General features: G+C 47.2%; 30 protein-coding genes and 1 tRNA gene. 27 read left to right on the forward strand and 4 right to left on the reverse strand.

The window, feature by feature from the left end; translation table 11 throughout:
• Positions 1–932 precede the first annotated feature (932 nt).
• Positions 933–1,436: a regulatory protein RecX gene (locus ST42_RS02520; protein ID WP_042519259.1), complete on the reverse strand. Its 504-nt coding sequence runs from the start codon at positions 1,434–1,436 to the stop codon at positions 933–935.
• Complete coding sequence (gene prmC / locus ST42_RS02525) at positions 1,433–2,266, reverse strand: peptide chain release factor N(5)-glutamine methyltransferase (RefSeq protein WP_022315712.1); 834 nt, start codon at positions 2,264–2,266, stop codon at positions 1,433–1,435. The genes ST42_RS02520 and prmC overlap by 4 nt, the downstream gene beginning before the upstream one ends.
• Positions 2,267–2,422: 156 nt before the next feature.
• Here prmC and metG point away from each other — a divergent pair, with 156 nt between their 5' ends.
• From metG to ST42_RS02550, 5 genes are all read left to right on the forward strand, one after another.
• A complete protein-coding gene (gene metG / locus ST42_RS02530) occupies positions 2,423–4,489 on the forward strand; it encodes a methionine--tRNA ligase (RefSeq protein ID WP_044072136.1) in 2,067 nt (688 codons plus the stop codon).
• A gap of 375 nt (positions 4,490–4,864) precedes the next feature.
• Positions 4,865–5,830: a bifunctional diaminohydroxyphosphoribosylaminopyrimidine deaminase/5-amino-6-(5-phosphoribosylamino)uracil reductase RibD gene (ribD, locus tag ST42_RS02535; protein ID WP_022315715.1), complete on the forward strand. Its 966-nt coding sequence runs from the start codon at positions 4,865–4,867 to the stop codon at positions 5,828–5,830.
• Positions 5,831–5,897: 67 nt separating this feature from the next.
• Positions 5,898–6,152 carry a TIGR03905 family TSCPD domain-containing protein gene (locus ST42_RS02540; protein ID WP_042519097.1) on the forward strand — a complete coding sequence of 85 codons (255 nt, stop codon included), beginning with the start codon at positions 5,898–5,900 and terminating at the stop codon, positions 6,150–6,152.
• A gap of 93 nt (positions 6,153–6,245) precedes the next feature.
• A tRNA-Arg gene (locus ST42_RS02545) sits at positions 6,246–6,317 on the forward strand.
• 96 nt (positions 6,318–6,413) lie between these two features.
• On the forward strand, positions 6,414–6,731 hold the full coding sequence (locus ST42_RS02550; RefSeq protein WP_022315717.1) for a DUF3467 domain-containing protein: 318 nt from the start codon (positions 6,414–6,416) through the stop codon (positions 6,729–6,731).
• Positions 6,732–6,871: 140 nt separating this feature from the next.
• Here ST42_RS02550 and ST42_RS02555 read toward each other — a convergent pair whose 3' ends face one another.
• Positions 6,872–7,273: a DUF4878 domain-containing protein gene (locus ST42_RS02555; protein ID WP_197065801.1), complete on the reverse strand. Its 402-nt coding sequence runs from the start codon at positions 7,271–7,273 to the stop codon at positions 6,872–6,874.
• Positions 7,274–7,438: 165 nt separating this feature from the next.
• Positions 7,439–8,089, reverse strand: a complete 651-nt coding sequence (locus ST42_RS02560) for a YiiX/YebB-like N1pC/P60 family cysteine hydrolase (protein WP_022315719.1) — start codon at positions 8,087–8,089, stop codon at positions 7,439–7,441.
• A gap of 548 nt (positions 8,090–8,637) precedes the next feature.
• On the opposite strand from ST42_RS02560, the gene rpsL reads away from it, so the two are divergent.
• From rpsL to rpsE, 22 genes are all read left to right on the forward strand, one after another.
• Entirely contained in the window at positions 8,638–9,015 is a 378-nt protein-coding gene (gene rpsL, locus ST42_RS02565) for a 30S ribosomal protein S12 (protein WP_022315720.1), read from the forward strand.
• 137 nt (positions 9,016–9,152) lie between these two features.
• Positions 9,153–9,629 (forward strand): 30S ribosomal protein S7, encoded by a 477-nt coding sequence (gene rpsG / locus ST42_RS02570; RefSeq protein WP_022315721.1) that lies wholly within the window; start codon positions 9,153–9,155, stop codon positions 9,627–9,629.
• Positions 9,630–9,654: 25 nt separating this feature from the next.
• Positions 9,655–11,772 (forward strand): elongation factor G, encoded by a 2,118-nt coding sequence (gene fusA, locus ST42_RS02575; protein WP_022315722.1) that lies wholly within the window; start codon positions 9,655–9,657, stop codon positions 11,770–11,772.
• Between the two features lie 98 nt (positions 11,773–11,870).
• Positions 11,871–12,176, forward strand: a complete 306-nt coding sequence (gene rpsJ, locus ST42_RS02580) for a 30S ribosomal protein S10 (RefSeq protein ID WP_009228666.1) — start codon at positions 11,871–11,873, stop codon at positions 12,174–12,176.
• A gap of 24 nt (positions 12,177–12,200) precedes the next feature.
• On the forward strand, positions 12,201–12,815 hold the full coding sequence (rplC, locus tag ST42_RS02585; protein WP_022315723.1) for a 50S ribosomal protein L3: 615 nt from the start codon (positions 12,201–12,203) through the stop codon (positions 12,813–12,815).
• Positions 12,815–13,444 (forward strand): 50S ribosomal protein L4, encoded by a 630-nt coding sequence (gene rplD, locus ST42_RS02590; RefSeq protein ID WP_022315724.1) that lies wholly within the window; start codon positions 12,815–12,817, stop codon positions 13,442–13,444. Before rplC ends, rplD begins: the two co-directional genes overlap by 1 nt.
• A gap of 21 nt (positions 13,445–13,465) precedes the next feature.
• Positions 13,466–13,810, forward strand: coding sequence for a 50S ribosomal protein L23 (gene rplW, locus ST42_RS02595; protein ID WP_022315725.1), 345 nt, complete (start codon positions 13,466–13,468; stop codon positions 13,808–13,810).
• A gap of 8 nt (positions 13,811–13,818) precedes the next feature.
• Positions 13,819–14,643 (forward strand): 50S ribosomal protein L2, encoded by an 825-nt coding sequence (gene rplB, locus ST42_RS02600; protein ID WP_042519092.1) that lies wholly within the window; start codon positions 13,819–13,821, stop codon positions 14,641–14,643.
• Positions 14,644–14,664: 21 nt separating this feature from the next.
• Positions 14,665–14,931 (forward strand): 30S ribosomal protein S19, encoded by a 267-nt coding sequence (rpsS, locus tag ST42_RS02605; RefSeq protein WP_022315727.1) that lies wholly within the window; start codon positions 14,665–14,667, stop codon positions 14,929–14,931.
• Between the two features lie 29 nt (positions 14,932–14,960).
• Positions 14,961–15,365 (forward strand): 50S ribosomal protein L22, encoded by a 405-nt coding sequence (rplV, locus tag ST42_RS02610; protein WP_022315728.1) that lies wholly within the window; start codon positions 14,961–14,963, stop codon positions 15,363–15,365.
• 9 nt (positions 15,366–15,374) lie between these two features.
• Complete coding sequence (gene rpsC / locus ST42_RS02615) at positions 15,375–16,097, forward strand: 30S ribosomal protein S3 (RefSeq protein ID WP_022315729.1); 723 nt, start codon at positions 15,375–15,377, stop codon at positions 16,095–16,097.
• Between the two features lie 14 nt (positions 16,098–16,111).
• Complete coding sequence (gene rplP, locus ST42_RS02620; RefSeq protein WP_022315730.1) at positions 16,112–16,540, forward strand: 50S ribosomal protein L16; 429 nt, start codon at positions 16,112–16,114, stop codon at positions 16,538–16,540.
• Between the two features lie 2 nt (positions 16,541–16,542).
• On the forward strand, positions 16,543–16,737 hold the full coding sequence (gene rpmC, locus ST42_RS02625) for a 50S ribosomal protein L29 (protein ID WP_022315731.1): 195 nt from the start codon (positions 16,543–16,545) through the stop codon (positions 16,735–16,737).
• Positions 16,738–16,739: 2 nt separating this feature from the next.
• Complete coding sequence (gene rpsQ, locus ST42_RS02630) at positions 16,740–17,006, forward strand: 30S ribosomal protein S17 (RefSeq protein WP_082026239.1); 267 nt, start codon at positions 16,740–16,742, stop codon at positions 17,004–17,006.
• Between the two features lie 2 nt (positions 17,007–17,008).
• Positions 17,009–17,374 carry a 50S ribosomal protein L14 gene (gene rplN / locus ST42_RS02635; protein ID WP_009231165.1) on the forward strand — a complete coding sequence of 122 codons (366 nt, stop codon included), beginning with the start codon at positions 17,009–17,011 and terminating at the stop codon, positions 17,372–17,374.
• A gap of 19 nt (positions 17,375–17,393) precedes the next feature.
• Positions 17,394–17,714, forward strand: coding sequence for a 50S ribosomal protein L24 (gene rplX, locus ST42_RS02640; protein WP_022315733.1), 321 nt, complete (start codon positions 17,394–17,396; stop codon positions 17,712–17,714).
• Entirely contained in the window at positions 17,714–18,271 is a 558-nt protein-coding gene (rplE, locus tag ST42_RS02645; protein ID WP_022315734.1) for a 50S ribosomal protein L5, read from the forward strand. Before rplX ends, rplE begins: the two co-directional genes overlap by 1 nt.
• Positions 18,272–18,274: 3 nt before the next feature.
• Positions 18,275–18,577: a 30S ribosomal protein S14 gene (rpsN, locus tag ST42_RS02650; RefSeq protein ID WP_022315735.1), complete on the forward strand. Its 303-nt coding sequence runs from the start codon at positions 18,275–18,277 to the stop codon at positions 18,575–18,577.
• Positions 18,578–18,638: 61 nt separating this feature from the next.
• Positions 18,639–19,034: a 30S ribosomal protein S8 gene (gene rpsH / locus ST42_RS02655; protein WP_022315736.1), complete on the forward strand. Its 396-nt coding sequence runs from the start codon at positions 18,639–18,641 to the stop codon at positions 19,032–19,034.
• A 14-nt stretch (positions 19,035–19,048) separates the two neighbouring features.
• Positions 19,049–19,615: a 50S ribosomal protein L6 gene (gene rplF, locus ST42_RS02660; protein WP_022315737.1), complete on the forward strand. Its 567-nt coding sequence runs from the start codon at positions 19,049–19,051 to the stop codon at positions 19,613–19,615.
• Positions 19,616–19,633: 18 nt separating this feature from the next.
• Complete coding sequence (gene rplR, locus ST42_RS02665; protein WP_022315738.1) at positions 19,634–19,978, forward strand: 50S ribosomal protein L18; 345 nt, start codon at positions 19,634–19,636, stop codon at positions 19,976–19,978.
• Positions 19,979–19,984: 6 nt separating this feature from the next.
• A complete protein-coding gene (gene rpsE, locus ST42_RS02670; protein ID WP_042519089.1) occupies positions 19,985–20,497 on the forward strand; it encodes a 30S ribosomal protein S5 in 513 nt (170 codons plus the stop codon).
• Positions 20,498–20,500 lie beyond the last annotated feature (3 nt).

Genomic DNA, 20,500 nt, shown 5'->3' on the forward strand with positions numbered 1-20,500 from the left:
ATAGACTGGTGGTGCAGTTTACTCCGTTTCTGCCATAAACTGGTGATGCAGTTTACTCCGAATACTGATGACCATTGGTGGTCAAGTTGCAAAATTATGGATAACCCACTGGTAATAAGGTTGTCAAGAGTAACCATTCCCTCCCCTACGGGGGAGGATAGGTGGGGGCTGATGGCAATATGCAGAGTAACTTGTCCTTTCCCATTAGGAAGGTCAGGATGGCCCTAATGACCGATTGGGGTTAAAACAACATAAAACGGTATGATATTTCGATGATACATCAATGATACTTTTCTGTAAAGAGTTCGGAAAAGTATCATTGGCGTTACTCGTTGGCTTGCAGGATTTTAGCCGTTCTGTGAGACCATAAAATGATACTATGATACTTTTTCGCGGAAAAAACATTCTTATGTGTATATTTTGTGCTTGATTATCGTTACCCCCCCATCGGTCATTAGGCCGTTTAATATATAATTCTAATAACTGCCTGCTTGGATTTTGATTTGGGTTAACGAATCTAAAAGCTACGACATTTATAGATGCTAATTTTCACTATAACATGTCATTTTGTTTAAAAACGTAATAAAAACAGTAAAATATTTGCCAATATGAAATATTTTTCCTTAATTTGCAAACAAGACAATGCTGCTTATGTGATAGCGTTCATTCTGTGAGGATGAACAGGCATTTGGATGTATGGAATGATAGACAAATATTTGGTATGGTTTTAAGCCAACGTTTTTTCGACAAACAATATGGTCGAGATTAAGTTCGCTTCAATCCTTCATGGCAGAATTAAATGAATAGAATAAATGTTTCTTATAATTAGATGAATAAATGTTGATTGAATAATGTTGGTATGTTGGGCAATTGCTCACATCGAGCTCAGCCGTATTCGTGAGAAACCGGCTGAGTCTTTTTATGGTTTCACTCTAAAAATCATCCTCAGCCACTTCTTCCTCCCGGTATAATTCTCCCAGGCAGTTGCGTATTTCCTCCATGTCGTAACCTCTGCCGAGGGCATAGCGGATAAGCTTGCAACTCAGTTCGTAGTCGCTCTTCGCCTTCACGCTCTTCATCTTTGCCTTCAGCAGAGGGCGCAGCGAGTCGGTGAAACTCGTTTCCTCAATCTCGTCGATAACCCGCCGGCGGATATCCTCGCTGATATGCTTCATATAGAGAGCCTGGTCCACCTTGTGGCGCCCCCATTTGTCGTATCTCACCTTGTCGTTGGCAAAAGCTCGGGCATAACGCTCGTCGTCGATATACCTGCCCTCCGTAAGAGCATCCACCACACGGTTCTGGGCATCCTCAGCCAGTCCCCATAGCGTCATCTTGCGCCGCATCTCAAACGAGCAGTGTTCCGCACGTGAACACAGTGCGGCGAGCTTGTTGAGGGCCTCCTTTTCCGTAATTTCCTTCTTCCCCTTCATCATTTTCTGCATATAGTGTTCCTGTTCTTGCCGTAGATGTCCTTTATCGTCTTGATGTCCCGATATCCCATATCGCCGAGCATTGTCTCCATCTCGTTGGCATAGAGGGCGTTGATCTCGAAGCAAAGCCATCCCCCGGGGCGCAGCGCATGACATCCGTAGCCGGCGATGGCACGATAGAAGAGCAGCGGGTCGTCGTCGGGGACGAAAAGCGCCAGATGAGGCTCGTGGTCCAACACGTTGGAGTGCATGCCGCTCCTCTCCCTGCCGCAGATATACGGAGGGTTGCTCACTATGGCGTCCCACCTGTCGGTGTCGTGGGGAGCGTTCAGGGCATCCTGTTTCACAAAATTCACCCTTGCTCCGAGCCTTTCCGCATTATCCCGGGCTATGCCGAGAGCCTTGTCGGAGATATCCCATGCCGACACCTCCCGACTCTCATCGTCCAATGCCAAAGTGCAGGCTATGCAACCGCTGCCCGTGCCGATGTCGAGGATGGCAGGGTGGGGCAGGGCGGCGGTGAGGCCGGCAACGATGTCGCAGAGCTGCTCCGTCTCGGGACGTGGGATGAGCACTCCCGGCGCCACACCGAAGATGCGGCCGGCAAACGGTGCCTTGCCGGTGACATACTGCACGGGTTCTCCCTCCTTCAGCCTTGTCATGGCGCAGGAGAGCACCTGTGTGTCGGCAGAAGACAGACTCTCCACACCGCCACACACGATATCCGTGAGCGACATGCCGAAAAGGTCGTCGAGAACGGTGCGGCATACAGCCTTCGCCTCGTTCTCGCCATATATGGCGGCGAGTTCTCGCCACAAGTCATTGTATCTCATCTCATAAGTGTTAGAATTGCAAAATTATCGTTTAACGCATTGACCTACAAACTTAATCGCCGATATTTAACGTGAAATTCGAAAAAAACACTAACTTTGCAGTTGAAAACTTGTGATACACATTATATAAATATAAGATAATACATTATTATATATATGGAAGAGAAGAATTTTAAGCGCACCACCGTGACCGCCGCCCTGCCATACGCCAATGGCGGAGTGCATATCGGCCACCTCGCCGGAGTGTATGTGCCGGCAGACATCTATGTGCGCTATCTGAGACTGAAGAAACAGGAAGTGATGTTCATCGGCGGTAGCGACGAGCATGGAGTGCCTGTCACTATCCGTGCACGCAAGGAAGGCATCACTACTCAGGAGGTGGTAGACCGCTACCACTCGCTCATCAAGAAGTCGTTTGAAGACTTCGGCATTTCGTTCGACATCTACAGCCGCACGACATCGGCTATACATCATAAGTTCGCATCAGACTTCTTCCGCACACTCTACGACAAGGGCGAGCTGGAGGAGAAGACCGAAAACCAGTTCTGCGACGAGGTGACAGGAGAGTTCCTCACCGACCGCAACATCGTGGGCACCTGTCCAAGATGCGGAGCAGAGGGAGCCTATGGCGACCAGTGTGAGAAATGTGGAGCCACCCTCTCGCCAGACGAGCTTATCAACCCAACCAACAAGAACAACCCTGGCCACGGCCTGGTGAAGAAGCCTACCAAGAACTGGTATCTGCCGCTCGGCAAATGGCAGGACTGGCTGAAGAAGTGGATATTGGAGGGACACAAGGAATGGCGACCGAACGTGTACGGACAGTGCAAGTCATGGCTCGACATGGATCTGCAGCCACGTGCAATGACCCGCGACCTGGACTGGGGTATCCCGGTGCCGGTGGAGGGAGCTGACGGCAAGGTGCTCTATGTGTGGTTTGATGCCCCTATCGGATATATCTCGAACACTAAGGAACTCTGCGACGCCAATCCCGAGACTTGGGGAACATGGCAGAAATGGTGGCAGGACCCTACATCGAGACTAGTACACTTCATCGGTAAAGACAATATCGTGTTCCACTGCATCGTGTTCCCGACGATGCTCAAGGCTCACGGAGATTATATACTGCCGGACAACGTGCCGGCAAACGAGTTCCTCAATCTGGAGAACGACAAGATTTCCACTTCCCGCAACTGGGCTATCTGGCTGCATGAATATCTCGTGGACTTCCCGGGAAAGCAGGATGTGCTGAGATATGTGCTCACGGCGAACGCTCCTGAGACAAAGGACAACAACTTCACCTGGAAGGACTTCCAGGAGCGCAACAACAGCGAACTCGTGGGTATATATGGAAACTTCGTGAACCGTGCGCTGCAGCTCACCAAGAAATACTGGAACGGCGTGGTGCCGGAGTGTGGAGAACTGACAGACTACGACAAGCAGACGCTTGAGGAATTCAAGGACGTGAAGAAGAAGGTGGAAGACCTGCTCAACGTGTTCAAGTTCCGTGATGCACAGAAGGAGGCAATGAATCTGGCGCGTATAGGAAACAAGTATATCGCCGATTGCGAACCGTGGAAGGTGTGGAAGACCGATCCGAAGCGTGTGGAGACAATCCTGTATATCTCGCTGCAGCTCGTGGCAAACCTCGCCATTGCGTTCGAACCGTTCTTGCCGTTCAGCAGCGCCAAGCTCCGCAAGATGATAAACATCGATGGCTGCGACTGGAACCAGCTCGGTTCTACCGACCTGCTGAAGGCTGGTCATCAGCTCAACGAACCGGAACTGCTCTTCGAGAAGATAGAGGACGAGACGATACAGCATCAGCTCGACAAACTGGCTGAGATAAAGAAGCAGAACGAGGCTGCTGAATACAAGGCAAAGGAAATCAAACCTACGGTGAGCTTCGAGGATTTCGAAAAGCTCGACATCCGTGTGGGAACGATAAAGACCTGTGAGAAGGTGAAGAAGGCAAACAAGCTCCTCAAGTTCACCATCGACGACGGTTCGGGCACCGACCGCACCATCGTCAGCGGAATAGCCAAGTTCTATAATCCGGAAGAACTCGTAGGCAAGCAGGTTTGTTTTATCGCAAACTTCGCCCCACGCAAACTGATGGGTATCGAGAGCCAGGGAATGATTCTCAGCGCAGAGAACTTCGACGGCAGCCTTAGCGTGACACGCATTGACCGCGAGGTGAAGCCGGGCAGCCAGGTGGGATAAGCATAAATGCAGGGGTGACCTGTACCTTTCCTTATAATGGGGCAGGACAGGTTTCCCTCATCAACCGATATAACGGTGATGTCTCAGCGCCGATGTGGAATTAACCGCCGCCGGATGAGACAGGCGGCAATAGGAGGAATAACTATGAAGCGTACACCTAAGTGCTACAATGAGGAAGAGTTTGAACTCGACAACATCTATAACGATGATGACGATCGCTACGGAAAAGCGGGACTCTCTGCTATGTTTTATTGATTAGACCTCTATTGAATGACTAATAAGGACGGGCGTTTGGCGGAAAGGAACAAACGCCCGTCTTTTGATTACTCCTCCCAATCGGTCATATTGCCGTTTGGGGATAAAACTCTCAGGATTATGACCACAGATGAAAGATATATGATGCGCTGTCTGCAACTGGCAAAGAACGGGATGCAGAACGCCAAGCCAAACCCTATGGTGGGTGCCGTGATAGTGAGCGGCGGCAGGATTATCGGTGAGGGATACCACGTGTGCTGCGGAGAAGGCCATGCCGAGGTGAACGCCTTCGCTTCGGTGAAGGCGGCAGACGAACATCTGCTGAAAGAGGCTACGATATATGTCAGCCTCGAACCCTGTTCTCACTACGGCAAGACACCGCCATGTGCCGACCTCATCATCCGGAAGGGGGTGAAGAGGGCGGTAGTGGGCTGTGTTGACCCCTTTGCCAAAGTGCATGGCAACGGAATCAGAAAACTGCGTGAGGCTGGCATCGAAGTCACTGTGGGAGTGCTTGAGGAGGAATGCAACGAACTGAACAAGCGCTTCTTCGCATTCCATAGACTCAAACGCCCGTATATACTGCTGAAATGGTGTCAGACGGCAAACGGTTTCCTCGACGACTGTAATAAACCGCTGCGCATGTCTACTCCATACACGCAGATGCTCGTGCATAAGCTGAGGAGCGAATACGACGCAATACTCGTCGGACGAGTGACGGCGGAGAGAGACAAGCCGAAACTCAATGTGCGCCTATGGGCTGGCAATGACCCTAAGCGCATCGTGATAGACCGGGAGCATCCGTGTTTCGATGGTCTCTGCTTTGACAACGGCGACACCGTGCCCGGACAGATAGCCGGTTGGCTGCATGGACAAGGAGTGCAGTCGCTGATGGTGGAAGGTGGAGCGGAGACGCTGAAGGGCTTCCTGCGTGCCGGACTGTTTGACGAGATAAGGGTGGAGACGGCACCGGTAGTGGTGGACGGCGGTACGGCGGCTCCGATGCTGGCCGGAGAAGAACTCCGATTCACAGGCAGAGAGGTGTATGGACAGAATGTAATCGACACATACCACCGCATCGGTTAGGTCTGCCGATATGGGGAGACCGTGGGTTCAGACAATAATATTATGTAATATAAACAACGAAAACATTATGAAGATTTATGATTATATGACTCAGGGCACCTGCAGTCAGGCAATACACATCGAGCTCAACGACGACAATACCATCAACAACGTGTCGTTTACTGGTGGCTGCAACGGAAACCTGAAAGGCATCGGAAAACTCGTGGAGGGAATGCCGGCGGAAAAGGTGGTGGAGAAGCTGCGTGGTGTGACTTGCGGTTTCAAGAACACAAGTTGTCCGGACCAGCTCGCCAACGCCCTCAGTGAGATGTTGAAAGGTTGATGCCATTTTTTATCCGTAAAATGCGAGATAAACAAAAAAAAATGTTACCTTTGCAATCGTTACAAAAAACCGATGTGCGCAGAGGTGCATAGGGGTCTCATAGTTCAATGGATAGAACAAGTCTCTCCTAAAGATTAGATCCGAGTTCGATTCTCGGTGAGACCACATCAGTGATTACAGACAAGACGGATGGCGTAAACATTGCGGCCAACCATTATTGCCTTATTTTGAAACAATATCAAAGACTTAAATTTTAAATTTATGGAAAATAAAGAAAAACAGGAGGGACAGTTCCAGCTCGAACTTCCTCAGAATGTTGCTCAGGGTGAATATGCAAACTTCGCACTCATCACCCACTCTCGTTCAGAATTCATCGCAGACTTCGCTCGCGTATTGCCAGGTCTTCCAAAGGCAGTCATCAACAGCCGTGTGATTCTCGCTCCGGAGCACGCCAAGCGTCTGCTCATGGCTCTTCAGGAGAACGTGGCTAAGTATGAGCACGAGTTCGGCAAGATACAGCTTCCTGGTCAGGAAGGCAAGACCATCGCTCCATTCAACGTAAACAAGGGCGAGGCTTGATCTATAGGCTAATTACGGATGCGGCAATCCCCGTTGATGGCGGATGGATGGCATCGCGGAAAAAATAATGACGGATGCGCAGTAGAGATGATACTCGATGCGCATCCGTCTTTTTGTTTGTTTGTCAGCAAGGCTGGCGGTTATTTGCCGATATCCAACTTCCAGTTGCCGTCCTCATCCTTGCGGAGCTTGATGTCGTCGGTGGTCTCGGAGCCGTCGCCCATCACTATCTTCATCTTTACTATGGCAGTCTTGCCGTCCTCTGAGATCTCCTCGCTCAGAGCTTCGTATGACTTGATGCCGTCCTGCTTCTCAAATTTCTTCGTTGCCTTGTCCTTCATCATGGCTACGAGCATCTGCTTCTCGTCCTCAATCTCCTTCTTGTCCTTGCCCTCTTCCTTCTTCTGATAGATGAGGTCCACATATCCCTCGTAGTCGCCCTTCTGGATGCAGGCAATTGACTTCTCGGCAACCTTGGTAGGAGTGTTGCTGTTGCATGATGTCATCACGAGTGTCAGGATAAGGACACCTAAAATTGTCATTAGCTTTTTCATAATTGTAGTTGGGTTTAGTTAATAATGTTATTTAAATAAATAGTGTTGTCATCGTTCGTTCCTTTGATGCTGTTGTAACTTGTTCTCTTTTGAGAATGTCGTCACTCGCTCTTTTGTGGATGTCGTCATCGTTTGTTCCTTTTGCCGGTGCCGTCATTGTGTGTCCTGGAATGTGACGATTCTCTTCAGCCTGCGGCATCTGAGAAAGTCGGAGGGGTAGATGACGTGGCTGAATTTCACTCCCGGCAGTATCGCGTCGTGGCGTATGCCGTTGGTGATGTCGATGCCGCATTTCTGGTATACATGTGCCACGAGCTGGCTGCAATACATCTTCGTGGTGTCGCTGTCGTTGTAGTCGTCGTCGAAGAGCGTGCCCCGTTTGTATATCCCGTAGGCAAGGCGGGCGCTCTTCTCTGCCGTTTCCCTGTCTCGGTATCTCAGCACGCATCCTTTTGATGCCCTGATGGTGGAGAAGAAATCCTCAGGCCGCTCCATCTTTACCCTGTCAACGTCGCCCTCGAAGTCCGGTTCGTCGGGTACGGCATGTACCACCATCTTCCTGCCGCATGAGTCAACGATGATGCCGCAGTGGGAGAAGTCTGACCCGCCGTCGGCTATTCTCACGGCGCGGCTGGTGAGTCCTGTTCCTTTGCGCAGCACTATGTCGCCCTCTTCAAGAGTGGTGCCGGCAGGCATGATGCAGTGAGCCTTCTCGTCTTTCTTGCTGCATGCTGTCAGGATACAGACAATTACAAATGTCAGTAGCCAGAATTTCTTGGGTATTGATAGAAGTGCTTTCCTCATCAGCTTGCTGTTGGTTTCTGCAAATATACGCAATAGTCGGAAATAAACAAAATTTTTACACCTTATTATATATATAGGAGCGGGAAAAAAACTTTCTGAAGTGTTTGCCTGGGTGTTGTACCTATTTTTTTGAAGCCATATCATCGGTGGTCGCTGAAAATGCAATATAGTCTGAACTTTTTCTTGAGACGTTCTGACTATCAGCTTTTGTCTGTGCCTTTTCCGTTTCGCCTTTGATGGCGGCTAAGGTGTATATGTGTGACGTGTATCTGTCGGCAGGACGTAGATGTTTTTTAATTTCTTCTTATTCAGCTTGTTATATTGTGTGCCTTAAGTCATGGTTTTGTTCTTGTTTTGCGTTACAAAACGTTAATAAAGTATATATCGTGTAAAATTATGAGTGTAAGAAAAGTAGTAAGACTCCATTTATTAGGTAATATAAAAAAAAGTTCCTACCTTTGCAACCCAAATTGGTCTTATGGCTGAGACCGTATTGTAATATCTTGATAATAACAAAATAATAAATATAAAATTAAAAATTAAAAACAATGCCTACAATTCAGCAATTGGTAAGAAAAGGCAGAAGGGTGCTTGTTGACAAGAGCAAGTCTCCAGCTTTGGACTCATGTCCTCAGCGTCGTGGAGTCTGCGTCCGTGTCTACACCACAACCCCTAAGAAGCCTAATTCGGCAATGAGAAAGGTTGCCCGTGTTCGTTTGACAAACCAGAAAGAGGTGAACTCTTACATTCCAGGAGAGGGACACAACTTGCAGGAGCACTCAATCGTGCTTGTTCGCGGTGGTCGTGTTAAGGACCTTCCTGGTGTGCGTTATCACATCGTTCGTGGTACTCTTGATACCGCAGGTGTAGCTAACCGTACACAGCGTCGCTCTAAGTATGGTGCTAAGCGTCCAAAGCAGAAGTAATCATAACCGAGAGGTTTAAAATCTAACATTTTAATCGTTTTGCTGGAGAATTGTTATAACAGGTTGAGTAAGCGGCTCAAGAGAGAGCACTGAAGAACATTGACAGCCCCAAGCAGAATTTATTTTCAAAACAAGAAATGAGAAAAGCAAAACCAAAGAAACGCGTGATCCTTCCGGATCCAGTTTTCAACGACCAGAAGGTCTCTAAGTTCGTGAACCACTTGATGTATGACGGAAAGAAAAACACCTCATACGAAATTTTCTACAAAGCATTGGATACCGTAAAGGAGAAGATGTCAAATGAGGAGAAGTCTGCCCTTGAGATTTGGAAGACTGCTCTCGACAATATCACTCCACAGGTGGAGGTTAAGAGCCGTCGTATCGGTGGTGCTACCTTCCAGGTGCCTACAGAGATTCGCCCAGACCGCAAGGAGAGCATCTCTATGAAGAACATGATCGCTTTCGCTCGCAAACGCGGCGGAAAGTCAATGGCTGACAAGCTGGCTGCAGAGATCATGGATGCTTTCAACAACCAGGGTGGTGCCTTCAAGCGTAAGGAGGACATGCACCGTATGGCTGAGGCTAACCGTGCGTTCGCTCACTTCAGATTTTAATTTTTTGATAAGGTAAAAAAGAATCATGGCAAAGCAAGATTTACATTTGACCCGCAATATCGGTATTATGGCTCACATCGATGCCGGTAAGACAACAACTTCTGAGCGTATCCTGTTCTATACAGGTAAGACTCATAAGATTGGTGAGGTGCATGACGGTGCCGCTACAATGGACTGGATGGCACAGGAGCAGGAGCGTGGTATCACCATTACCTCTGCTGCTACTACCTGTAACTGGAACTATGCAGGCAAGTCATACAAGATCAACTTGATCGATACTCCGGGACACGTTGACTTCACCGCTGAGGTGGAGCGTTCACTCCGTGTACTCGATGGCGCTGTTGCTACTTACTGTGCAGTAGGTGGTGTTCAGCCACAGTCTGAGACCGTATGGCGTCAGGCTGACAAGTATAATGTACCTCGTCTGGGTTACGTGAACAAGATGGACCGCTCAGGTGCTGACTACTTCGACGTACTCCGTCAGATGAAGGAAGTGCTGGGTGCCAACCCTGTTTCTCTCGTAGTGCCTATCGGTAGCGAGGAGACTTTCAAGGGCTTGATCGACCTTATCAAGATGAAGGCTATCTTCTGGCACGATGAGACAATGGGTGCTGAGTATGAGGTAGACGAAATTCCTGCTGACCTCAAGGACGAGGCTGAGGAATGGAGAGGCAAGCTGGTTGAGTCTGCTGCCGAATTCGACGAGGCTCTCATGGAGAAGTACTTCGAGGATCCTGATTCTATAACAGAAGAGGAACTCATGGCAGCTCTCCGCAAGGGTACTCTCGCAATGGAGTGCACACCGGTTCTCTGTGGTTCTTCATTCAAGAACAAGGGTGTTCAGACTCTTCTTGACTATGTTTGCGCATTCTTGCCATCACCACTCGATACACCGAACATCGTGGGTACTAACCCTGATACAGGTGCAGAGGAAGACCGTAAGCCATCTGAGGATGAGCCTACATCAGCTCTTGCGTTCAAGATCGCTACTGACCCATACGTTGGTCGTCTCGTGTTCTTCCGCGTATACTCTGGTAAGGTGGTTGCTGGTTCTTATGTATACAACACCCGCTCACGCAAGAAGGAGCGCGTTAGCCGTCTGTTCCAGATGAACTCTGCTAAGCAGATTCCTATGGAGATTATCGACGCTGGTGACATCGGTGCAGGTGTAGGTTTCAAGGATATCCGTACTGGTGATACTCTCTGCGACGAGGAGCACCCAATCGTACTCGAGTCAATGACATTCCCTGATCCAGTGATCGGTATCGCTGTTGAGCCAAAGAGCCAGGCTGACGTTGACAAGCTCGGTATCGGTCTCGCCAAGCTCGCTGAGGAGGACCCAACCTTCACAGTACACACTGACGAGCAGAGCGGTCAGACTGTTATCTCTGGTATGGGTGAGCTTCACCTCGACATCATCCTCGACCGTCTGAAGAGAGAGTTCAAGGTTGAATGTAACCAGGGTAAGCCTCAGGTTAACTACAAGGAGGCTATCACCAAGACCGTTAACCTCCGTGAGGTTTACAAGAAGCAGTCTGGTGGTCGTGGTAAGTTCGCTGACATCATCGTAAACGTTGGTCCTATCGACGAGGACTACAAGGAGGGCGGACTCCAGTTCATCAACGAGGTTAAGGGTGGTAACATTCCTAAGGAGTTCATCCCATCAGTACAGAAGGGATTTGAGAACGCAATGAAGAACGGTGTTCTCGGTGGCTATCCTATGGACAGCTTGAAGGTAGTTCTCGTGGATGGTTCATTCCACCCGGTTGACTCCGACCAGCTTTCATTCGAAATCGCTGCTCTCCAGGCTTACAAGAACGCTTGCGCTAAGGCAGGTCCAGTTCTTATGGAGCCTATCATGAAGCTCGAGGTTGTTACTCCAGAGGAGAACATGGGTGACGTGATCGGTGACTTGAACAAGCGCCGTGGACAGGTAGAGGGAATGGACGAGACTCGTTCTGGTGCCCGTATCGTTCGCGCTATGGTTCCGCTGGCAGAGATGTTCGGTTATGTAACAGCTCTCCGTACAATCACTTCAGGTCGTGCTACAAGCTCTATGGAGTATGACCATCATGCAGCTCTCTCTAACACTATCGCCAAGGCAGTGCTCGAGGAAGTTAAGGGTCGTACAGACCTCCTGTAAAAAACACATATTAGAGAGAGAGGACGCCATTTAGCGTATGACTCTTAATTGACGTGCCTCTCTCTTTATTTCTTATATTATTAATTTCAAAATTAAAAATGAGTCAGAAAATCAGAATCAAGCTGAAGTCTTACGACCACAAGTTGGTTGACAAGTCAGCAGAGAAGATCGTGAAGGCAGTAAAGGCTACAGGTGCCATCGTTAGCGGTCCTATTCCATTGCCTACACACAAGCGTATTTTTACCGTTAACCGCTCTACTTTCGTTAACAAGAAGTCTCGTGAGCAGTTCCAGCTCAGCGATTACAAGCGTCTTATCGACATCTACAGCTCAACAGCAAAGACCGTTGACGCCCTGATGAAGCTTGAGTTGCCAAGCGGTGTAGAAGTAGAAATCAAAGTATAGTTTAATTTTTTAATATTAATTGAAATGCCAGGATTAATTGGAAAAAAAATCGGAATGACATCCGTTTTCAGTGCCGACGGTAAGAATGTACCGTGCACTGTTATCGAAGCAGGTCCTTGTGTTGTAACTCAGGTAAAGACCGTTGAGAAGGACGGTTACCAGGCCTATCAGTTGGCTTACGGCGAGATGAAGGAGAAGAATACCACTAAACCTATGCTCGGCGTATTCAAGAAGGCAGGTACAACACCAAAGAGACACTTGGCCGAGTTCAAGTTTGACGAGGAGTACAACCTCGGTGACACCATTACGGTTGAGATCTTCAACGACACAAACTTCGTTGACGTTGTAGGTACCTCAAAGGGTAAAGGTTTCCAGGGTGTCGTTAAGCGTCACGGATTCGGTGGTGTAGGACAGTCTACTCACGGACAGGACGACCGCGCCCGCAAACCGGGATCTATCGGTGCTTGTTCTTACCCAGCAAAGGTATTCAAGGGAATGCGCATGGGCGGACAAATGGGAGGTGACAGAGTGACAACTCAGAACCTCAAAGTGTTAAAGGTAATTCCAGAGCACAATCTTATTCTCGTTAAGGGAAGTGTAGCTGGTTGTAATGGTTCAACCGTAATAATTGAGAAATAATGGAAATTAGCGTATTAAATATCAAAGGTGAGGACACTGGAAGAAAGGTTACGTTAAACGAATCAATCTTCGGAATTGAGCCTAATGACCATGTTCTTTATCTCGATGTAAAGCAGTACCTCGCTAACCAGCGTCAGGGAACAGCAAAGTCTAAGGAGAGAAGTGAGCATGCTGGTTCTACACGTAAGCTCGGACGTCAGAAAGGTGGCGGCGGCGCACGTCGTGGTGATATCAACTCACCTGTACTCGTTGGTGGTGGTCGCGTATTCGGTCCTAAACCACGTGACTATCGTTTCAAGCTGAACAAGAAAGTTAAGTCTCTCGCACGCAAGAGCGCTCTTTCTTACAAGGCTCAGGAGAATGCTATAGTTGTTGTTGAGGACTTCACTTTTGAGGCTCCAAAGACTAAAGAATTCGTAAATGTTGCTAAAAATCTTAAAGTTGACGGACGTAAGACTCTCTTGGTTTTGCCAGAAGTAAATAAAAACGTATATTTGTCAGCTAGAAATTTGCAGCGTACCGAAATCATGACTGCATCGGCCCTCAATACTTACAAGGTTTTGAACGCTGATGTTCTTGTCGTGACTGAAAATTCGCTCAAGGCAATCGACGGAATCTTAACAAAATAAATTAATAGGAGACAGTAAATTATGGCATTCATTATCAAACCATTGGTCACTGAGAAGATGACTAAAATTACAGACAAGTCTTCTGTTGAGAAAACTTACAAGGTAAAGGGTGAGACACGCACAAAGAAGGCAGAGGCTAAGTATGGCTTCATCGTTCGCCCAGAGGCCGGTAAGCTCGAGATTAAGAAAGAAATTGAAAGTCTGTATAACGTTACAGTAATTAATGTAAATACGCTTCGTTACGCTGGTAAGCGCTCAAGCCGCTATACAAAGGCCGGACTCATCAAGGGTCAGAAGAACGCGTATAAGAAGGCAATCGTTACTCTGAAAGAGGGCGATACAATTGATTTTTACAGCAATATCTAAAATAAAAAATGGCAGTACGTAAATTTAAACCGGTTACACCGGGTCAAAGACACAAGGTTATTGGCACGTTCGAGGAGATTACTGCATCCGTGCCAGAGAAGTCTCTCGTTTACGGTAAACGTTCTACCGGCGGTCGAAACAACACCGGTAAGATGACTGTCCGCTATCGTGGCGGCGGTCACAAGAAGAAGTTCCGTATGATCGACTTCAAACGAGAGAAAGATGGTGTTCCAGCTGTAGTTAAGACAATTGAGTATGATCCAAACCGCTCGGCTCGTATCGCTCTCTTGTTCTACGCAGATGGAGAAAAACGTTACATTATTGCTCCCAATGGACTGCAGGTAGGTACTACCCTGATGTCTGGTAAGGATGCAGCGCCTGAGATTGGAAACACTCTCCCGCTCGCTAACATCCCAGTAGGTACAGTAATTCACAACATTGAATTGCGTCCTGGACAGGGTGCCCTGCTCGTTCGTTCGGCTGGTAATTTTGCTCAGTTGACTTCTCGTGAAGGCAGTTATTGTGTTATCAAACTCCCTTCTGGCGAGACTCGTCAGATTCTTAGTGCTTGTAGAGCTACTGTAGGTAGCGTAGGTAACTCGGACCACGCTCTTGAGTCGTCTGGTAAGGCAGGTCGCTCACGTTGGCTTGGTCGTCGTCCACACAACCGTGGTGTTGTAATGAACCCAGTTGATCACCCAATGGGTGGTGGTGAAGGACGTCAGTCTGGAGGTCATCCACGTTCACGTAAGGGCTTGTATGCTAAGGGACTCAAGACAAGAGCTCCAAAGAAGCATTCTAACAAGTATATTATTGAAAGAGCTAAGAAATAATCAAGTTAATTAGAGTAAATTATGAGTCGTTCATTAAAAAAAGGTCCGTACATTAACGTATCGCTCGAGAAGAAAATTCTCGCTATGAATGAAAGCGGAAAGAAGAGTGTCGTTAAAACATGGGCTAGAGCATCAATGATTTCCCCTGATTTTGTGGGTCACACTGTTGCAGTTCATAACGGAAATAAATTTATTCCTGTTTACATTACCGAAAACATGGTCGGCCACAAGCTTGGTGAGTTCTCACCAACACGTCGTTTCGGCGGACATGCTGGTAATAAGAAATAACAGGCAAACCATTGTAAAAAGAAATTAAAATGGGAGCAAGAAAAAAAATATCGGCTGAGAAAAGAAAAGAGGCCTTGAAAACAATGTACTTTGCGAAGCTCAATGGCGTTCCTTCTTCTCCACGTAAAATGCGCTATGTAGTTGACATGGTTCGTGGCATGGAGGTTAACCGCGCCCTTGGAGTTCTCAAATTCTCTAACAAGGCTGCTGCTGCAGACGTAGAGAAGTTGTTGCGCTCTGCTATCGCAAACTGGGAAACAAAAAATGACCGTAAGGCTGAAGACGGTGAACTTTATATCTCTAAGGTCTTCGTTGACGAGGGCGTTACAATGAAACGTATGAGACCGGCACCACAGGGCCGTGGTTACAGAATCCGCAAGCGTAGCAACCACATCACTCTGTTTGTTGATGCCAAAACTAATGATGAAAAATAATATAGTAGAATGGGACAGAAAGTAAATCCAATAAGCAACCGTCTTGGTATCATTAGAGGTTGGGAGTCAAATTGGTTCGGTGGTAAGAACTTCGGCGATAATTTGGTAGAGGATACCAAAATCCGTAAGTATCTTAACGAGCGTCTGGCTAAGGCTAGCGTTTCCCGCATCGTCATCGAGCGTACTTTGAAGCTTGTTACCATCACTATATGCACAGCCCGTCCGGGTCTCGTCATTGGTAAGGGTGGTCAAGACGTTGACAAGTTGAAGGAAGAGTTGAAGAAACTCTACGACAAGGAGATTCAGATTAATATTTTCGAGGTTAAGAAGCCTGAGCTTGACGCATCAATCGTTGCTAATAACATAGCAAGACAAGTTGAGGGTAAGATCGCTTACCGTCGTGCTATCAAAATGGCTGTTGCAAACACTATGCGTGCAGGTGCTGAGGGTATCAAGGTACAGATCACTGGCCGTCTGAACGGTGCCGAGATGGCACGTAAGGAAATGTACAAGGAGGGACGTACTCCTCTTCATACATTCCGCGCTGACATCGACTACTGTCAGGCAGAGGCACTCACAAAGGTTGGTCTGCTTGGTATCAAGGTTTGGATTTGCCGCGGCGAGATTTACGGCAAGGTAGATCTCACACCTAACTTCACACAGGAGAAGTCTAATGGCGGACGTCAGGGTGGCAAGCCAAGAGGTAACCGTAAGAGAAACAATAACCGTTAAAGTTAGAAACAAACATGTTACAGCCTAAAAGAGTAAAATACAGAAGACCTCAAGATGGACGTGGTAATAAAGGCAACGCTCACAGAGGTACACAGCTGGCTTTCGGATCATTCGGTATCAAGACACTTGAGGCAAAATGGTTGGATAGCCGCCAGATAGAGGCTGCCCGTATCGCAGTCAATCGTTATATGCAGCGTGAGGGTCAGGTATGGATCCGCATTTTCCCGGACAAACCAATCACTCGCAAGCCTGCTGACGTCCGAATGGGTAAAGGTAAGGGAGATCCAGCAGGATGGGTAGCCCCTGTTACTCCAGGACGCGTTCTTTTCGAGGTTGAAGGCGTTTCTTTTGACATAGCAAAGGAGGCTCTTCGTCTCGCAGCGCAGAAATTGCCTGTTAAGACTAAATTTATTGTTAGACGTGATTTCGATAAAAACGCTTAATTATGAAGATTAAAGAAGTAAAAGAACTCGAAACCAAGGACTTGGTAGAGAGAATAGAGTCAGAGGTTGCAAAGTACAATCAGATGAAACTTAATCATGCGATCACTCCTCTAGAGAATCCATCTCAGATTAAGTTGGCACGTCGTGACATCGCACGCATGAAGACAGTACTCCGCGAGAGAGAACTTAACAAATAACAATGGTCCAGATGGAAACAAGAAATTTAAGAAAGACAAGAACGGGTGTCGTTATCAGTAACAAGATGGATAAAACCATTGTTATTGCCTCTAAGTTCAAGGAGATGCACCCTATATATGGTAAGTTTGTCCAGAAGACAAAGAAATACCATGCTCATGATGAAAAGAATGAGGCTAACGTAGGTGATACAGTCCTCATTATGGAAACTCGTCCTTTGAGTAAGACAAAGAGATGGAGATTAGTTCAAATAATTGAAAAAGCTAAGTAAATATGATACAAGCAGAATCAAGACTTACTGTATGTGATAACAGCGGCGCCCGTGAGGCTTTGTGCATCCGTGTGCTTGGTGGAACACGCCGCCGTTATGCAAGTGTTGGTGACGTGATCGTAGTTTCTGTAAAGAACGTCATCCCGTCAAGTGATTTGAAAAAAGGTGCAGTATCTAAGGCTTTGATTGTTCGCACAAAGAAGGAGATTCGTCGTGCTGATGGTTCTTACATCCGTTTCGATGACAATGCTTGTGTTTTGTTGAACAATGCTGGTGAAATCCGCGGTAGCCGTATCTTCGGCCCTGTTGCCCGCGAATTGCGTGCAGTCAACATGAAAGTCGTTTCTTTGGCACCTGAGGTTCTTTAATATTTAAAGTAAGAGATTAATGAATAAGTTACATATTAAGAAAAACGATACAGTCATCGTTCTGGCCGGTGAGGACAAGGGCAAGACTGGTAAGGTGCTGAAGGTACTGGTTGACAAGCAGCGTGCTATCGTAGAGGGCGTGAATATGGTCTCTAAGAGCACAAAGCCAAGTGCTAAGAACCCTCAGGGAGGTATTGTAAAGCAGGAAGCTTCTATACATATCTCTAACTTGAGTTTGATAGATCCTAAGAGTGGCAAGGCTACTCGTATTGCAATTAAGATGAACGATGAGGGCAAGAAGGTCCGCATCGCTAAAAAGTCAGGGGAGGAAATCAAATAATGAATACAGCTGAATTAAAAACCGTTTACGCAGAGACAATCGCTCCTGCACTCCAGAAACAGTTCAACTATTCTTCTAAGATGCAGATTCCTGCCCTCAAGAAAATCGTTGTAAACCAGGGTCTCGGAGATGCGACACAGGACAAGAAGATCATTGATGTCGCTATCAACGAAATCACTGCTATCACTGGTCAGAAGGCAGTAGCAACATATTCTAAGAAGGATATCGCTAACTTCAAGCTTCGTAAGAAGATGCCTATCGGTGTTATGGTGACATTGCGTCGTGAGCGCATGTATGAGTTCCTCGAGAAACTCGTGCGCATCGCCCTTCCTCGTATCCGCGACTTCAAGGGTATCGAGAGCAAGTTCGACGGCCGTGGTAACTACACACTTGGTGTTACAGAGCAGATCATCTTCCCGGAGATCAACATCGACTCTATCGACCGCATCCAGGGTATGAACATCACTTTCGTGACATCTGCCAACACGGATGAAGAGGGTTATGCTTTGTTGAAGGCTTTCGGCCTTCCTTTCAAGAACGCTAAAAACGATAAATAAGATATGGCAAAAGAGTCAATGAAAGCTCGCGAGGTAAAACGTGCCAAACTGGTGGCACGTTATGCCGAGAAACGCGCAGCGTTGAAGAAGGTTATCGCAACTTCTAACGATCCTGTAGAGGCATACGAGGCAGCTCGTAAGTTGCAGTCTATTCCAAAGAATGCAAACCCAATCCGCTTGCACAACCGTTGCAAGATCACAGGTCGTCCAAAGGGTTATATCCGTCAGTTCGGTCTCTCTCGTATTCAGTTCCGTGAGATGGCTTCTGCAGGACTCATCCCTGGAGTTAAGAAGGCAAGCTGGTAATAAGCAGTTTCAATTTTTTAATATTGTCGGGGTAGGCCCGATTAATTAAACATTTTATATAATGACAGATCCAATAGCAGATTATCTAACGAGGTTGAGAAATGCAATCATGGCTCATCACCGTGTTGTTGAAGTTCCAGCTTCTAACTTGAAGAAGGAAATCACTAAAATCCTCTTCGAGAAGGGATACATCCTTAACTACAAGTTCGTAGAGGATGGTCCTCAGGGTTCTATCAAGGTTGCCTTGAAGTATGACCCACAGACTAAGGCAAACGCAATCAAGTGCCTTAAGAGAGTTTCCACCCCAGGTCTTCGTAAGTACGCTGGTTACAAGGAAATGCCGAGAGTTATCAACGGATTAGGTATTGCAATATTATCTACATCCAAAGGTGTAATGACTAACAAAGAGGCTGCCGACCTGAAGATCGGTGGTGAGGTTCTTTGCTACGTATATTAATTGGAGGATTGAATATGTCAAGAATAGGTAAATTACCAATTAGTATTCCAGCTGGAGTTACAGTAGCTCTTAACAACGGCGTTGTAAGTGTAAAGGGTCCTAAGGGTGAGCTTTCACAGAAGGTTGACAGCTCAATCATCGTTAAGATAGAGGATGGACATGTTGTTCTTTCTGTTGACGAGAACAGCCCTGTTAACTATAAGCAGAAAAATGCGTTCCACGGACTTTACCGTGCTTTGATCCACAATATGGTTGTTGGTGTAAGCGAAGGTTATCAGAAGGTCTTGGAGCTTGTAGGTGTTGGTTATCGTGTTTCAAACCAGGGAAACCTCATCGAGTTCTCTCTTGGTTATACACACCCAATTTTCATTCAGCTTCCTAAGGAAGTTAAGGTTGAGACTAAGTCTGAAAGAAATCAGAATCCTATCATAATTCTTGAGTCTTGTGACAAGGAGTTACTGGGACTTATCTGTGCAAAAATTCGTTCTTTCCGTATGCCTGAGCCTTATAAAGGAAAAGGTATCTTGTTCAAGGGTGAGGTTATCCGCAGAAAGTCTGGTAAGACAGCTGCAGCTAAGTAACTTTAATAATTTTCGATTATGACAACTAAGAAAGTAGAAAGACGAATTAAGATAAAATACAGAATACGTAAGCGTGTCAACGGTACAACCGAGCGTCCACGTATGAGTGTTTTCCGTAGCAATAAGCAAATTTACGTTCAGATTATCAACGACCTGACAGGCACTACACTTGCCTCTGCTTCATCACTCGGACTTGAGGCTATGCCTAAGAAGGAGCAGGCTGCCAAGGTTGGCGAGCTCGTAGCCAAGAAGGCTATCGAGGCTGGCATCTCTAAGGTGGTTTTCGACCGTAACGGTTATCTCTACCACGGACGAGTTAAGGAGTTGGCTGATGCAGCACGTAAAGGCGGTCTAATTTTTTAATCGATTATGGCAATGAATAAAGTAAAAATAAATAGTGACGTTGAGTTAAAAGACAGATTGGTTGCTATTAACCGTGTTACCAAGGTTACCAAGGGTGGCCGTACTTTCACCTTCGCTGCAATTGTCGTTGTTGGCGATGGAAACGGTGTCATCGGTTGGGGTCTTGGCAAAGCAGGTGAAGTTACTGCTGCCATAGCAAAGGGTGTAGAGTCTGCAAAGAAGAACCTTGTAAAGGTTTCTCTTCTCAAGGGTACTATCCCTCACGAGATCGAGGCTAGCTTCGGTGGTGCAAAGGTATTCCTTCGCCCAGCAGCAGCCGGTACCGGACTTGTAGCAGGTGGTGCTATGCGTGCTGTATTGGAGAGTGTTGGTATCAAGGACGTTTTGGCTAAGTCAAAGGGCTCTTCCAACCCACACAACCTCGTAAAGGCTACTATCGTTGCATTGAGCCAGCTGCGCGATGCATACACAGTGGCACAGACTCGTGGTATTTCACTTGATAAAGTATTTAACGGTTAATAA

This window comes from Prevotella pectinovora, assembly GCF_000834015.1.
GTDB lineage: Bacteria > Bacteroidota > Bacteroidia > Bacteroidales > Bacteroidaceae > Prevotella > Prevotella pectinovora.

Coding starts and splice junctions, on each gene's coding strand:
- ST42_RS02520 (WP_042519259.1), bottom strand. CDS start 1,436: ATGATGAAGGGGAAGAAGGAAATTACGGAAAAGGAGGCCCTCAACAAG.
- prmC (WP_022315712.1), bottom strand. CDS start 2,266: ATGAGATACAATGACTTGTGGCGAGAACTCGCCGCCATATATGGCGAG.
- metG (WP_044072136.1), top strand. CDS start 2,423: ATGGAAGAGAAGAATTTTAAGCGCACCACCGTGACCGCCGCCCTGCCA.
- ribD (WP_022315715.1), top strand. CDS start 4,865: ATGACCACAGATGAAAGATATATGATGCGCTGTCTGCAACTGGCAAAG.
- ST42_RS02540 (WP_042519097.1), top strand. CDS start 5,898: ATGAAGATTTATGATTATATGACTCAGGGCACCTGCAGTCAGGCAATA.
- ST42_RS02550 (WP_022315717.1), top strand. CDS start 6,414: ATGGAAAATAAAGAAAAACAGGAGGGACAGTTCCAGCTCGAACTTCCT.
- ST42_RS02555 (WP_197065801.1), bottom strand. CDS start 7,273: ATGACAATTTTAGGTGTCCTTATCCTGACACTCGTGATGACATCATGC.
- ST42_RS02560 (WP_022315719.1), bottom strand. CDS start 8,089: ATGAGGAAAGCACTTCTATCAATACCCAAGAAATTCTGGCTACTGACA.
- rpsL (WP_022315720.1), top strand. CDS start 8,638: ATGCCTACAATTCAGCAATTGGTAAGAAAAGGCAGAAGGGTGCTTGTT.
- rpsG (WP_022315721.1), top strand. CDS start 9,153: ATGAGAAAAGCAAAACCAAAGAAACGCGTGATCCTTCCGGATCCAGTT.
- fusA (WP_022315722.1), top strand. CDS start 9,655: ATGGCAAAGCAAGATTTACATTTGACCCGCAATATCGGTATTATGGCT.
- rpsJ (WP_009228666.1), top strand. CDS start 11,871: ATGAGTCAGAAAATCAGAATCAAGCTGAAGTCTTACGACCACAAGTTG.
- rplC (WP_022315723.1), top strand. CDS start 12,201: ATGCCAGGATTAATTGGAAAAAAAATCGGAATGACATCCGTTTTCAGT.
- rplD (WP_022315724.1), top strand. CDS start 12,815: ATGGAAATTAGCGTATTAAATATCAAAGGTGAGGACACTGGAAGAAAG.
- rplW (WP_022315725.1), top strand. CDS start 13,466: ATGGCATTCATTATCAAACCATTGGTCACTGAGAAGATGACTAAAATT.
- rplB (WP_042519092.1), top strand. CDS start 13,819: ATGGCAGTACGTAAATTTAAACCGGTTACACCGGGTCAAAGACACAAG.
- rpsS (WP_022315727.1), top strand. CDS start 14,665: ATGAGTCGTTCATTAAAAAAAGGTCCGTACATTAACGTATCGCTCGAG.
- rplV (WP_022315728.1), top strand. CDS start 14,961: ATGGGAGCAAGAAAAAAAATATCGGCTGAGAAAAGAAAAGAGGCCTTG.
- rpsC (WP_022315729.1), top strand. CDS start 15,375: ATGGGACAGAAAGTAAATCCAATAAGCAACCGTCTTGGTATCATTAGA.
- rplP (WP_022315730.1), top strand. CDS start 16,112: ATGTTACAGCCTAAAAGAGTAAAATACAGAAGACCTCAAGATGGACGT.
- rpmC (WP_022315731.1), top strand. CDS start 16,543: ATGAAGATTAAAGAAGTAAAAGAACTCGAAACCAAGGACTTGGTAGAG.
- rpsQ (WP_082026239.1), top strand. CDS start 16,740: ATGGTCCAGATGGAAACAAGAAATTTAAGAAAGACAAGAACGGGTGTC.
- rplN (WP_009231165.1), top strand. CDS start 17,009: ATGATACAAGCAGAATCAAGACTTACTGTATGTGATAACAGCGGCGCC.
- rplX (WP_022315733.1), top strand. CDS start 17,394: ATGAATAAGTTACATATTAAGAAAAACGATACAGTCATCGTTCTGGCC.
- rplE (WP_022315734.1), top strand. CDS start 17,714: ATGAATACAGCTGAATTAAAAACCGTTTACGCAGAGACAATCGCTCCT.
- rpsN (WP_022315735.1), top strand. CDS start 18,275: ATGGCAAAAGAGTCAATGAAAGCTCGCGAGGTAAAACGTGCCAAACTG.
- rpsH (WP_022315736.1), top strand. CDS start 18,639: ATGACAGATCCAATAGCAGATTATCTAACGAGGTTGAGAAATGCAATC.
- rplF (WP_022315737.1), top strand. CDS start 19,049: ATGTCAAGAATAGGTAAATTACCAATTAGTATTCCAGCTGGAGTTACA.
- rplR (WP_022315738.1), top strand. CDS start 19,634: ATGACAACTAAGAAAGTAGAAAGACGAATTAAGATAAAATACAGAATA.
- rpsE (WP_042519089.1), top strand. CDS start 19,985: ATGGCAATGAATAAAGTAAAAATAAATAGTGACGTTGAGTTAAAAGAC.